Raw genomic sequence first — 13,032 nt, forward strand, 5'->3', positions numbered from 1 at the left:
CTCCCTGAAGATTATCGTTCCGCACGCTCCAGCGTGGGAACGCCGTTCTGGACGCTCTGCGTCCGATCCTGGACGCGGAGCATTGGCACGATAGTCAGAGTGCATTTAAAGGCTACGAATTACTTGCCAACCACGTCGCCACGCATTGGCGCCAACCGGGCTATCAAACGGTTCTGGACCGGAACCGGAACGTTTTCGGTGTCCATCGCTGCGATCAGGTTTTCAACCAGTGCGTTGAAGTCGCTCGGAGTAAGGTTCTGGCCCTTGTGCGACTCGGCCATGCTGTCACCGGTGTAGCGGCACGGGCCGCCCGCTTCGACGCAGAACTGCTCGACCAGTTTGTCGCGCAGACGCACGATGTCGACTTTCTTGAAGTGCTCGACAATCCGGTCATCCTTGGCCACGTTCATGAGCATGCCTTCGACGATGCGCTGGATGCCGGCACGCTGGCCAAGGTCTCGATACAGACTGTCGTCCTTGGGGGGCTGTTGCTGTTGGGCGCAACCGGCCAGTACCGTCAGCATCAGACAGATCAGCAAGCGTCTCATCAGAAACTCCCCTGCACAGACAGATAAGTGCCGTTCTGGTTATCCAGCGTGGCGATTTCGCCCAGACGGGCGTAGGCCAATACAACGGACAAGTGCTTGTTGGGGAAATAACCGAGAAACACATCTGCCCAGTCGCTTTCTCCAGCAAACGAAAGGTTATCCGGCTTTTCGCGATATTCGACGCCCAGCGCCCAGCGCGGATTGAACAGCACCGCTACCGAGCCCTCCTTGAGCAGACTGCGGCTGTCACGCCGGTCCCCGCCAAACCCGAGCAGGCCGGTTTCGTTGGCGCGGCTGTAACGCATGCCACCGTTGACCACGACGTTGTAGCCAAACGCCGCGCCCATGAACAGCCGACTGGCCGTCAGATACCCTTCGACATCCGAATCACGCTTGGCACCCACCAGACTCGGGATCAGGAAATCGTTCTGATGCTTGTACTGCACGCCCAGCGAAACCTGCGGCAGGCTTTCATAGATCAGGTCGCCGAACAGGCGCACTTTGACGCCGAACACGTCCTGACTGAGGTTGTCGTCCGGCAGACTGAGCCTGTGCTGCAGGTTGCTGATATCGAAACGTTGGTGAGCATAGGAAAACTCGACGCGGTTGCCATAGGCGACGGCGAGGCCTGCCACATCAAGGTTGTAGTCGGGCAGATTGACGTGCGTGGCGAAGGCTGTCGCGCCCCACTCGCCCTGCTCGCTGTAACCGGTGATCACTGCCCATGGAGTGATACCGCCACCGGCGCTGCCTTCAATGCTGGTCGCGCCGCCCGTGGCAATCAGCCGGCCGTTGTCGCCCAGCGCGAGCGTCGGGACAACCCCTGCCACGCCCGCCAACAGATAACCCAACAGTAATGATGTCTTGTAGGACATGGATTAATTCACCATAAGACTGGGTGATGCCTGATACGTAGCAATCCATGCCTCGAATGCTGACGCTGTCAGCGGCCGACTGATCAGGTAACCCTGGGCCGTATCGCAATGCCACCGCCGGAGCAGGTCCAGACTGTGTTGGTACTCGACACCCTCTGCCACCACCTTGAGTCCGAGGTTGTGGCTCATTTCAATGGTCGACCGCACGATCACCGCGTCTTCGCTGGTTTCATCCAGGTTGCGCACGAACGACTGGTCGATTTTCAACTCCTGCACCGGCAAACGCTTCAAGTGGGCCAGTGACGAGTAACCGGTGCCGAAGTCATCGACCGACAGGCTGATGCCGCAGTCGCGTAGACGGTGCAGGACCACCAGGGCTTTCTCCGGCTCGCTCATGACCGCGCTCTCGGTTATCTCGAATACCAGTTGTTCGGCAGGCACCGCGTATTGCTTGAGCAGTTTCATGACATAGCCGGCCAGATCGTCGCCCAGCAGGTCGTCGGCGGAAATGTTGACCGATACCTGCAGCACCAGACCGCGCTGGCGCCATTCGGCCAACTGACGCATTGCCTCTTCGATAACCCAGTTGGTCAGCAGGTTAATGCTACCGGTGCGCTCGGCCAGGACGATGAATTCAGCAGGCGAAACATTGCCAAAGCGCGGGTGAGTCCAGCGCAGCAGGGCTTCCGCCTGACGAACATAGCCCTGACGGATATCCAGTTTGGGTTGGTAATGGAGCATCAGCTCGCCATTCTGCGGAGCCTTGCGCAGGTCGCGGATCAGACATATCTGACGCTGGTGAGCGAGGTCACGTCCGTCCTGGTAGATCTGCAGGCGACCGGGAATGAACGAGGCATCCTTGCGGGCAATGGCCGCACGGTTGACCAGTTCCTGGGCGGAGTCACCGTGTTCCGGATAAACCGTGATGCCTATGCAGCACTCAAGCATCAGATCATGGTTGTCGATACGTTGCGGCTCGCTGAGCAAACGCTGCACGGCGTCGGCCATGCCCACCGCGCCGTCACTGGCAGTGTTGTCCAGCAACAGCAAGAACTCGTTGGCACTCAGCCGTGCCACTGTGTCGCCAGACCGCAAATTGCCCTGCAAACGCTGCCCCAACTGGCGTAACAGTTGCTCAACGCCTTCGGCACCCGCACTTTCGTTGATCGTGGCCAGGTTCTCGATGCCCAGGTACAGCAAGGCGACCGTGCGATTTGCCGCAATCAGACTGCCAAGACGTTCCATCACCAACGCTCGGTTGGGCAGGCCGGTCAGGTTGTCGTGCAGAGCGTTGTGAGCCAACTGCCCTTCGCGTACGGCGATGCCCTGTTGCATGGTGTTGATCGCGTCGGCGAGCATGCCCAATTCGTCACTGCGCACCAGGGTTACCGGCGTTTTATAGTCGCCATCGCCAATACGTTTGGCCGCAATAGCCAGCTCCTGCACAGGCAGCGACACGCTGCGGGCCAGCGCCAGCGTACCAAGCAGCGACGCCAGCAATGCGATCATGGAAATCCAGAAAATCTTTTCATCCAGCGGCGCAAACGCTTGATAGGCCTTGTCCAGCGGGCTTTGCAGGAGCGCGATCACTTGTCCGCCGTCGCCATTGCTGCTTTTGGCAAGCATCAGCGTCTGGCTGAGGAAGTTAAGGTTCGCTTGCTCGGTCAGCAGCATCTGCCCTTCTGAAGAACTGCGCATCAGCTCGACCAGCCCCGCGTGCATGGCTGGCGGCTGGGTACTGATCAAATCACCGGACTGACCGTTTTCCACCGTGAGAAACGACACTTCCAGCCCACTGAGAGAACGCAGCTCTTCGGCAATGCCACTGTCGATGGTGAAGCCCATCACCACGCGGCCTATCGGCAGCGGCGCAAGCACGGTACTTTCCACCAGCAAATGAGGTATTCCGCCCCCCGGAATAATAAGCACTGACTGACCGGCACGCTTGGCGTTGCGCAGCGCCTGGTCATAGACAAACCTGGACCCCTCCGGCACTTCTTTCTCGGTACTGGCAACCACCACGCCATCCATGCCCAGCAGGAACATATCGCTGGCATTGATGCGTTTGCCATGATTGAGCAGTACCGATCGAATGGTCGATGAGTCGGCACTCGCTACAGCATCACGAAACCCGAAGTCGGCCGCCAGCAGTTGCACGGCATCACGCAGGCGCTTGCCACGCAGATCAATCAACCGCTCGAACACGCGGCTACCCACTTCCAGTTGCGCCTGAGCCTGGGTGCGCACCGCGTCGCCGGTCGCAACCTTGACCGCGAGAAAAACTGCGGCCACGACAATCAGCAACAGGGCAATCAGAACCCCGGCGATGCGCGCCTGAAAGCTGGCTTTAAATTTCATTCATGTGCGGCCTTGTGAAAAGCGTCGCCGAAACCACCGGGGGCCGGCTTGCCGGGTTTGTCCTCGGCTTTCACTTCGACCGCGAGGTTGAAACGCTGGGTGAGGCCCGATGCGGGCACATCGAATTCACCGCCCGATACGGGCTGCATGTCTTCAATTTGCGGATGCCAGAGCGTGGCAGCGTAATGTCCGGCTGGCACCTGATCCAGTTTGAGCAGGCCATTGCTGTCCGTTACGCCGAACCAGGGTTCGTCCGTGACATAGATGTAGCCGACCATCCAGTCATGGATGTTGCAGCCCAGCACTACCACACCAGGCTTGTCGAACAACAGCGGTTCCGAGGGGGTGCCTTCGTAAAGTCGCAACTCGAAACGCTTGGCCGGGGAAAAGGAATAAACCTGATGGCGGATGTTGTCGCTGTTGGGAAACTTGACCTGCGTGCCGGTATGTACAGCCAGCACATGGGGTGCAAACTCCTGGTCGCGCTGGTCCATGGCAGCCTTGAGCACAGCGGGCGACGGATCAGCCGGGCCTTTGAGCGTCACGACTGCATCTGCAAGGGGCTTGCCCTGCTTGTCGAGTACCTGTGCGGTAAAGGCAGAAGCCGATGCATTAGCAGCCGATGCCATCCATAGTCCAGCCAGTAATGCCGAAATAAATACGTTGGTCATACCTGATTCAACCCATAACGGCAGCGCCGTAAATGAAATAAGCCAGCGCTGGCCAGCACGGACTGGACCAACAACTAATAAATGACGGTTTTGCAACCGCTTTACAGACTATCGACCAAGACTATTGAAACCTGAGGGCTGCTGCCCCATCTAAGAAGCATGTTCAACTTCTCAGGTGCCCCATGAGCGACCAGCAGACAGACTCGCCAGATTTGCCCGATGACGCAGACGAGCACGACGTGTCTCTGAGCTCCGACAGCACCTCGCTTGCCTTGCCCGGCCAGAACCTGCCCGACAAGGTTTACATCATCCCGATCCACAACCGTCCGTTCTTTCCGGCGCAGGTCTTGCCGGTTATCGTCAACGAAGAACCGTGGGCTGAGACGCTGGAACTGGTCAGCAAGTCCGAGCACCATTCGCTGGCGTTGTTCTTTATGGACACTCCTCAGGAAGACCCGCGCCACTTCAAGACCGATGCGCTTCCCGAGTACGGCACTCTGGTCAAGGTTCACCACGCCAGCCGCGAAAATGGCCGGTTGCAGTTCGTGGCGCAGGGCTTGAGCCGTGTGCGCATTCGTACCTGGCTCAAGCATCACCGTCCGCCTTATCTGGTGGAAGTTGAATACCCGCAACAACCCAACGATCCGACCGACGAAGTAAAGGCTTACGGCATGGCCTTGATCAACGCGATCAAGGAGCTGCTGCCGCTCAACCCGCTGTACAGCGAAGAACTGAAGAATTACCTCAACCGCTTCAGCCCCAATGATCCTTCGCCGCTTACCGACTTCGCTGCCGCTCTCACCTCGGCCACCGGCGTCGAGCTGCAAGAGGTACTCGACTGCGTGCCGATGCTCAGGCGCATGGAGAAAGTCCTGCCGATGCTGCGCAAGGAGGTCGAGGTCGCCCGCTTGCAGAAGGAAATCTCTGCAGAGGTCAACCGCAAGATCGGCGAGCATCAGCGTCAGTTCTTCCTCAAGGAGCAGCTCAAGGTCATTCAGCAGGAGCTGGGGCTGAGCAAGGACGACCGCAGTGCAGACATCGAACAGTTCGAACAGCGACTGGAAGGCAAGACCCTGCCACCGCAGGCGCGCAAGAAATTCGACGAAGAAATAGGCAAGCTCAAGGTGCTGGAAACCGGCTCGCCGGAATACGCCGTGACGCGCAATTATCTGGACTGGACCAGTTCGTTGCCGTGGGGTGTCTACGGCGAAGACAAGCTGGACCTCAAGCACGCGCGTAAAGTGCTCGATCAACACCATGCCGGCCTGGATGACATCAAGGCGCGCATTCTCGAGTTTCTTGCGGTGGGTGCCTATAAAGGCGAGATCAGCGGCTCGATTGTCCTGCTGGTGGGTCCACCAGGGGTCGGCAAGACCAGCGTCGGGCGCTCGATTGCCGAGTCGCTGGGGCGACCGTTCTATCGCCTGAGCGTGGGCGGCATGCGCGATGAGGCCGAAATCAAGGGCCACCGCCGCACCTACATCGGCGCACAGCCAGGCAAGCTGGTGCAGGCCCTGAAAGATGTAGAAGTCATGAACCCGGTCATCATGCTCGATGAAATCGACAAGATGGGCCAGAGCTACCAGGGCGACCCGGCGTCTGCGCTGCTGGAAACCCTGGATCCGGAACAGAACGTAGAATTCCTCGATCACTACCTGGACCTGCGTCTGGACCTTTCCAAGGTTCTGTTCGTGTGCACCGCCAACACTCTGGACTCAATCCCCGGCCCGCTCCTTGACCGCATGGAAGTGATCCGCCTGTCCGGCTATATCACTGAAGAGAAGCTTGCGATTGCCAAACGCCACCTGTGGCCCAAGCAACTGGAGAAAGCCGGTGTTGCCAAAAACAAGCTGAGCATCAGCGACAGCGCCCTGCGCGCCGTCATCGAAGGCTACGCTCGCGAAGCCGGTGTGCGGCATCTGGAAAAACAATTGGGCAAGCTGGTGCGCAAAGCGGTGGTCAAACTGCTGGATACGCCCGACTCGGTAATCAAGATCGGCCCAAAAGACCTTGAAGCGTCATTGGGCATGCCGGTGTTTCGCAGCGAACAGGTGCTGTCAGGCACCGGTGTGATCACAGGCCTGGCCTGGACCAGTATGGGTGGCGCTACGCTACCGATTGAAGCAACGCGCATTCACACCCTGAATCGCGGCTTCAAACTGACCGGGCAACTGGGCGATGTGATGAAAGAGTCGGCTGAAATTGCCTACAGCTACGTCAGCGCCAACCTGTCGAAGTTTGGCGGCGATGCGAAGTTCTTCGATGAAGCGTTCGTGCACGTACACGTTCCCGAAGGTGCAACCCCGAAAGATGGCCCTAGCGCGGGCGTTACCATGGCCAGCGCCTTGCTGTCCCTGGCGCGTAACCAGCCGCCGAAAAAAGGCGTGGCCATGACCGGCGAGCTGACCCTGACCGGGCACGTACTGCCTATCGGTGGGGTACGCGAGAAAGTCATTGCCGCGCGGCGTCAGAAGATCCACGAACTGATCCTTCCGGAGCCTAACCGTGGCAACTTCGAAGAACTGCCGGACTATCTCAAGGAAGGCATCACCGTTCACTTTGCCAAGCGTTTTGCAGACGTGGTGAAGGTGTTGTTCTAAAGATTCATACTGCGCAGGTCCCACGCTGAACTGGCACGAGAGGTGTTCTATCGGGTGCCTCTCGTTCCGCACCCTCCAGCGTGGGAATGCGGTTCTGGACGCTCTGCGTCCTATCCAGAGCGACACCTGTTGTACTCCCCCACAAAACTCCGATCAGTTATCCTTGCGCCTCGTCTCGCAAAACCGGAACTTGCCATGACCCCTGCCCGTTTCCTTGCACCGTTGAGCCTTGCGCTGCTGACGGCCTGTGCGCAAACACCGAAAAACATCGTGTCCATCGAGGCTGAAAACGACTGCCCACTGACACTCCAGAGCGGACAGACGCTGATCCTCACCCTGCCCAGCAACCCGACCACCGGCTTTCGCTGGCTGATCCAGAACCCGGCGCAGAACATCCTGCGCAGCCTTGGGCCGGAGGTGTATGCCAACGCCGAGAGCAAGGAGATGGTCGGCAGCGGCGGGCAGTCAGTCTGGCGCTACAAGGCAACCGACGCAGGCACCGGACGACTGGTGATGACCTACCAGCAGCCGTGGGCTCCGGAAGTGGCGCCGGAGCAGACCTTCGAATGCGCAGTCACGGTGAACTGACCGTTTGCCCGCGGCTTGTCCGAAGGCACGCGCTGCACCATGCATCACGGCGACAACTTGGCTAGAATGCCCGCTTTTCAAAGCCTTCGCCGGAACCGCCGTGAGCAAAGAAACCGACCGCATTTTCGCCCAGCCACTGGCCCAGGTGCCTGACTTCGCCTTCAACGAAGACGTCGTGCGGGTTTTCCCGGACATGATCAAACGCTCGGTACCCGGCTATCCGACGATTGTCGAAAACCTCGGAGTGCTTGCCGCACAGTTCGCCCAGCCGGAAACCGTGCTCTACGACCTTGGCAGTTCGCTGGGTGCCGTGACTCAAGCCTTGCGCCGCCATGTACGCAGCGAAGGCTGTGAAGTCATTGCGATAGACAATTCCAGTGCGATGGTCGAACGCTGCCGTGAATACCTCAATGCGCAGAATTCCATGTTTCAGGAGCTGTTGCCGGTGCAGGTCATCGAGGGTGACATTCTGGCGCTGGAGTTCAAACCTGCCTCGGTGGTCGCGCTTAACTTCACCCTGCAATTCATTGCCCCAGAGCAGCGTCTGACATTGCTCGGTCGCATTCGTGACGCACTGGTGCCGGGCGGCGCGTTGATCCTTTCGGAGAAACTGCGTTTTGATGACGAGCAGGAGCATGCGCTGCTGACGGATCTGCACATCGCCTTCAAGCGCGCCAACGGCTACAGCGATCTGGAAATTGCCCAGAAACGCAGTGCCATCGAAAACGTGATGAAGCCCGACAGCCTGGAAGAACATCGCCAACGTCTGCTCGCCGCCGGTTTTTCCAAGGTGGTGCCCTGGTTTCAATGCCTTAACTTCACCTCGTTGATTGCCCTGCCATGATTGATCTCGCTCCTCTTGTCCGCCGTCTGGCGGGAACCCCTCTGGCTGACTGGGCAAACGGCTTGCAAGCCCAGCTCGATACAAAAATGGCCAAGGGGCATGGTGACTTGCAGCGCTGGCAAAGTGCGCTGGATGCGCTTCCGGACCTGCAGCCCGAGCGAATCGATCTGCTCGACAGTTTTACCCTGCAAGCCGAGTGCAACGGCGAAACCCGCACTGTGCTGCGCAAGGCATTATTAGGCCTGTCGCCGTGGCGCAAGGGGCCGTTCAATGTGTTCGGCGTGCATATCGACACCGAATGGCGTTCGGACTGGAAGTGGTCACGGGTATCGCCGCATCTGGACCTGAAGGGCAAGCGCGTTCTGGATGTTGGTTGCGGCAACGGCTACTACCAGTGGCGCATGCTCGGTGCCGGGGCTGACAGCGTGATTGGTGTTGACCCCAACTGGCTGTTCTTCTGCCAGTTTCAGGCCATGCAGCGCTACCTGCCTGACCTGCCCGCCTGGCATCTGCCCTTCGCACTTGAGGACTTGCCAGCAAACCTGGAAGGCTTCGATACGGTGTTTTCAATGGGCGTGCTGTATCACCGCAAATCGCCCATCGACCATTTGCTGGCGTTGAAAGACTGCCTGGTAAAAGGCGGCGAGCTGGTGATGGAAACGCTGGTAGTGCCGGGCGATGTTCATCAGGTGCTGGTGCCGGAAGACCGTTACGCACAGATGCGCAACGTCTGGTTCCTGCCGTCGGTCCCCGCGCTGGAGCTGTGGATGCGCCGCGCAGGCTTCACCGATGTGCGCTGCGTCGACGTCAGCCATACGACGATCGAGGAACAGCGCAGCACCGAATGGATGCGCTTCCAGTCACTGAGCGACTATCTGGACCCTGCCGATCACAGCAAGACCGTCGAAGGCTTGCCTGCGCCGATGCGCGCTGTGATTGTGGGGCGCAAGCCTTGAACAAAGGCTGCATCTATAGTAAAAACAGATAGCACAAAGACATCACTCGTAAAATATTTTGATTTGGTTGCATGACTGAAATGTAAGCCAAGGATGTCTAGTCTCACTCAGGCTGTGAAAGAAAACTCAATTCAAAGCAAGGAAAGCTTAAACGTGAACTATAACCACTCGCGCGCCCTGGAATTACTTCGTACGGGTTCGAATAATCCGACCGCCCAATTTCGCAATGGCCAAAGAGAGGCCATTCAAGGTATTGTGGATGGCGATAATAGAATGCTTGTAGTGCAAAAAACAGGATGGGGAAAAAGCTTCGTATACTTCATCGCTACTAAACTTCTTCGCGAGCAAGGGCAAGGGCCGGCTCTATTAATATCGCCTCTGCTGTCGCTCATGAGAAATCAGACCTTGGCCGCGACTCGAATGGGTGTAAAAGCCGCACACATCAATTCAGACAATGAAGACGAGTGGGTGTCCATCGAGCAATTGATCGAAGCAGACAACGTTGATGTTTTAATTATTTCGCCAGAGCGACTTGCCAATAGTCGATTTCGCGAAAAATCACTACCACAATTAGCTTCAAACATTTCCCTCCTAGTTGTAGACGAAGCCCATTGCATTTCCGACTGGGGGCACGATTTCAGACCGCACTACAGACTGCTGGAAAGAACAATAAAAAAGCTGCCTCCGAACATGAGAGTTCTGGCAACAACAGCGACTGCAAACGATCGAGTAATCAATGACCTCACTCATGTATTAGGCCCTGATATTGAGGTATCACGTGGCGACTTGAACCGCGCCTCACTGACGCTGCAAACTCTATACATACCGAACCAAGCACAACGCATGGCCTGGATCGCAGAACACCTGAACTGTTTGAAAGGCAGTGGAATCATATACGCTCTCACGGTACGCGATGCGGAAGAACTTACCCGATGGTTGAAGCACAAGGGCTTTGCCGTTGAGGCGTATACGGGGCAAACTGAAGACCGGGCAGCCATTGAAAAAAACCTTGATGACAATGTGCTGAAAGCTGTCGTCGCCACCACGGCATTAGGAATGGGCTATGACAAACCTGACCTGTCATTCGTCATACACTATCAGATGCCAGGTTCCGTCGTAGCCTATTATCAACAAGTCGGGCGAGCGGGCCGGGCATTACCTGACGCCTACGGCATTCTACTTTATGGTGATGAAGAAAAAAGTATCAATAACTTTTTCATCGACAATGCGTTTCCGTCTCCAGCGCTGGTGGAAAAGATAATAGCTGTATTAACTGAACATCGAGACGGCTTAACGGTGCCGACACTTATGAAATTCTTGAACTTTGGAAAGGGCCGAATTGAACAAGCTTTAAACCTGATGGCACTGGAACTCCCCACCCCTATCGTTTATGAAAAGCCTAAATGGCAGCTTAACCATTTAAAACTGAATCCTGAATTTTGGGCAAGGGCAGAGAATATGACATCCCTTCGTCAACAAGAACTCCAGGAAATGAATAGCTACTGTAAGCTTCCCTTTGGCCATCATATGCAGTTTCTGATACGCGCTCTGGACGGTAACCCAGCATCCGTTGTAGCCCCCACACTCAAACCTTTCTCAGCCACCGTCAGCCAGCAGGCTGAACAAGATGCAAATGATTTTTTAAGTCGCTCAAGTATCCCTATCGATCCCAGAAAAAAGTGGCCTGCAGGCGTGATGCCTCACTACCGAACAAGCGGTAACATCTCCACAGCTCATCAAGCGCAACAGGGACGAGCGCTCTGCGTATGGGGAGACTCTGGATGGGGTGCACGGGTAAAATACGGGCGCTACGTGAGGAAGTCTTTCGGCGATGAGCTTCTGGATGCTTGTGTAAAAATGTTTACGGACTGGAATCCTCAGCCACGGCCCACATGGGTCACATCGATCCCATCTCTCCGTCACCCTGATCTGGTGCCTGCGTTTGCCCGCCGTTTAGCCTGTAAACTAGGTTTGCCATATCATGAGGTGCTGACAAAAACAGAGCATCGGCAAGAACAAAAGGCCATGGCCAACTCCACTCAGCAGGCCTTGAACGTAGACGGGTCGATGGCGCTGATAACTGAAAAATTCCCGACTGGCCCTGTATTGCTGATAGATGATATTGTCAACTCACGTTGGACCTTCACCACCGCTGCCTGGCTTCTGCGAAAAAACGGGGGTGGCGAGGTATGGCCATTAGCACTTGCCTTTAGCGGACACCAAGAATGACGCCGGACCTGTCTCCGAATACTCAAGCTATATTACTGCTGACTGCCCCCTTGATTATTGGAAATGCTCCTTCCAGGGACCTGCTCTCACCAGCAGAATATAAACGTTTGGCTATGCACCTGAGACACATGCAACGGCAGCCGTCGGATTTGATGGCCGCGAATGGATCCGAATTGATTGCTGCTTGTCAGACAGTCGTTGATGAAACAAGGCTTAGAAAGCTACTTAATAGAGGTTTTCTGTTAAGCCAGGTTATTGAACACTGGGAAGCACGTGGCATATGGGTAATCAGTCGGGCAGACAGTATCTATCCGAGACGACTGAAAGCACGATTAAAAGAAAATGCTCCGGCCATTTTATATGGCTGCGGCAACATAGATTTATTTGAATCAGGCGGACTCGCCGTCGTCGGCTCGAGGCAGGTCCCGCCTGAGCTGATAGACTACTCGACGACGGTTGGTCAACTGGCTGCACACTCGTCAATTCCTATTATTTCCGGAGGCGCAAAAGGTGTAGATCGGGCAGCGATGAATGGGTCGTTGCACGAAAACGGGTACGTGTGTGAGGTAATGGCTGAGCGCTTGGACAGAGCAGCACTTGATCGAGATAACCGACCCTACCTCATGAGTGGTCAGCTCGTCCTCGTCTCTGCCTACGATCCAGCCTCTACTTTCAGTGTCGGGCATGCGATGCAACGGAATAAGCTCATTTATGCGCTTTCCGATGCATCGCTGGTAGTCAACGCAGAAGTTAACAAGGGCGGCACATGGTCAGGTGCTGTAGAGCAACTGGAGAAACTGAAGTTAGTTAAAGTTTATGTGCGATCCACAGGTACGCCATCAGAGGCTCTAAGTGCACTGACGAATAAAGGCGCACTGCCATGGCCTAATCCAAAAACAAGATCCGACTTCAAAAAAATGTTTGAGTACCCCGCAAACGGCGTGGGCGAAAAGCAAGGCGTGACCTCTTCAGTCAATGACAATCCGGACATCAGCCTCTCTCACGATCTGCTTTCACAGGTAGAGACAAATGAAGTGCCCCCTGTTGACTATCGGCAGCCAATCACCAAAGCTGTTGCCCCGGCAGTCAAAAAAAGAAAACCTAGAAAGAAGACAGCAAAAAAACCATCACTTAGCGCGGCAGACGCTTTATTAAAAACCGTTCATGATGTGTTGAAAGACATTTTGAAACATCCCATGAAAGAAGACGAAATAGCCACGGCTCTGGAAGTGTCAAATACGCAAACACGACTTTGGCTGAAACGCCTTGTTGACGAAGGGTATATAGAAAAACACGCTAGGCCTGCGCGTTATGTTCTTGCACCCGAACGTCTATTTGAATAACTCCCCAATCGTCGGTAGCA

General features: G+C 56.2%; 10 protein-coding genes. 6 read left to right on the forward strand and 4 right to left on the reverse strand.

Features of this window, described 5'->3' with window-relative positions; genetic code table 11:
- Window positions 1–119: 119 nt before the first annotated feature.
- The 4 genes from AO068_RS07690 to AO068_RS07705 are packed head-to-tail and all read right to left on the reverse strand — an operon-like array spanning window position 120 to window position 4,452.
- Window positions 120–548: a group I truncated hemoglobin gene (locus tag AO068_RS07690; RefSeq protein ID WP_058400825.1), complete on the reverse strand. Its 429-nt coding sequence runs from the start codon at window positions 546–548 to the stop codon at window positions 120–122.
- Window positions 548–1,423, reverse strand: a complete 876-nt coding sequence (locus AO068_RS07695) for a DUF3034 family protein (protein ID WP_058408047.1) — start codon at window positions 1,421–1,423, stop codon at window positions 548–550. Before AO068_RS07695 ends, AO068_RS07690 begins: the two co-directional genes overlap by 1 nt.
- 3 nt (window positions 1,424–1,426) lie before the next feature.
- Complete coding sequence (locus AO068_RS07700; RefSeq protein WP_058408048.1) at window positions 1,427–3,781, reverse strand: bifunctional diguanylate cyclase/phosphodiesterase; 2,355 nt, start codon at window positions 3,779–3,781, stop codon at window positions 1,427–1,429.
- Window positions 3,778–4,452, reverse strand: coding sequence for a methylamine utilization protein (locus AO068_RS07705; RefSeq protein ID WP_057401522.1), 675 nt, complete (start codon window positions 4,450–4,452; stop codon window positions 3,778–3,780). The genes AO068_RS07700 and AO068_RS07705 overlap by 4 nt, the downstream gene beginning before the upstream one ends.
- A gap of 182 nt (window positions 4,453–4,634) precedes the next feature.
- On the opposite strand from AO068_RS07705, the gene lon reads away from it, so the two are divergent.
- The 6 genes from lon to AO068_RS07735 all read left to right on the forward strand — a co-directional run bounded on the left by lon (window position 4,635) and on the right by AO068_RS07735 (window position 13,012).
- On the forward strand, window positions 4,635–7,052 hold the full coding sequence (lon, locus tag AO068_RS07710; RefSeq protein WP_058400823.1) for an endopeptidase La: 2,418 nt from the start codon (window positions 4,635–4,637) through the stop codon (window positions 7,050–7,052).
- 195 nt (window positions 7,053–7,247) lie between these two features.
- On the forward strand, window positions 7,248–7,640 hold the full coding sequence (locus AO068_RS07715; RefSeq protein WP_058408049.1) for a protease inhibitor I42 family protein: 393 nt from the start codon (window positions 7,248–7,250) through the stop codon (window positions 7,638–7,640).
- A gap of 100 nt (window positions 7,641–7,740) precedes the next feature.
- On the forward strand, window positions 7,741–8,484 hold the full coding sequence (cmoA, locus tag AO068_RS07720) for a carboxy-S-adenosyl-L-methionine synthase CmoA (protein ID WP_044317872.1): 744 nt from the start codon (window positions 7,741–7,743) through the stop codon (window positions 8,482–8,484).
- A complete protein-coding gene (gene cmoB / locus AO068_RS07725) occupies window positions 8,481–9,440 on the forward strand; it encodes a tRNA 5-methoxyuridine(34)/uridine 5-oxyacetic acid(34) synthase CmoB (RefSeq protein ID WP_002554902.1) in 960 nt (319 codons plus the stop codon). Before cmoA ends, cmoB begins: the two co-directional genes overlap by 4 nt.
- 153 nt (window positions 9,441–9,593) lie before the next feature.
- Complete coding sequence (locus AO068_RS07730) at window positions 9,594–11,669, forward strand: RecQ family ATP-dependent DNA helicase (protein ID WP_058408087.1); 2,076 nt, start codon at window positions 9,594–9,596, stop codon at window positions 11,667–11,669.
- Window positions 11,666–13,012 (forward strand): DNA-processing protein DprA, encoded by a 1,347-nt coding sequence (locus tag AO068_RS07735; protein ID WP_058408050.1) that lies wholly within the window; start codon window positions 11,666–11,668, stop codon window positions 13,010–13,012. The genes AO068_RS07730 and AO068_RS07735 overlap by 4 nt, the downstream gene beginning before the upstream one ends.
- The last annotated feature ends 20 nt before the right edge of the window (window positions 13,013–13,032 follow it).

This window comes from Pseudomonas sp. ICMP 3272, assembly GCF_001466905.1.
Classification (GTDB): Bacteria; Pseudomonadota; Gammaproteobacteria; order Pseudomonadales; family Pseudomonadaceae; genus Aquipseudomonas; species Aquipseudomonas amygdali.

Coding starts and splice junctions, on each gene's coding strand:
- AO068_RS07690 (WP_058400825.1), bottom strand. CDS start 548: ATGAGACGCTTGCTGATCTGTCTGATGCTGACGGTACTGGCCGGTTGC.
- AO068_RS07695 (WP_058408047.1), bottom strand. CDS start 1,423: ATGTCCTACAAGACATCATTACTGTTGGGTTATCTGTTGGCGGGCGTG.
- AO068_RS07700 (WP_058408048.1), bottom strand. CDS start 3,781: ATGAAATTTAAAGCCAGCTTTCAGGCGCGCATCGCCGGGGTTCTGATT.
- AO068_RS07705 (WP_057401522.1), bottom strand. CDS start 4,452: ATGACCAACGTATTTATTTCGGCATTACTGGCTGGACTATGGATGGCA.
- lon (WP_058400823.1), top strand. CDS start 4,635: ATGAGCGACCAGCAGACAGACTCGCCAGATTTGCCCGATGACGCAGAC.
- AO068_RS07715 (WP_058408049.1), top strand. CDS start 7,248: ATGACCCCTGCCCGTTTCCTTGCACCGTTGAGCCTTGCGCTGCTGACG.
- cmoB (WP_002554902.1), top strand. CDS start 8,481: ATGATTGATCTCGCTCCTCTTGTCCGCCGTCTGGCGGGAACCCCTCTG.
- AO068_RS07735 (WP_058408050.1), top strand. CDS start 11,666: ATGACGCCGGACCTGTCTCCGAATACTCAAGCTATATTACTGCTGACT.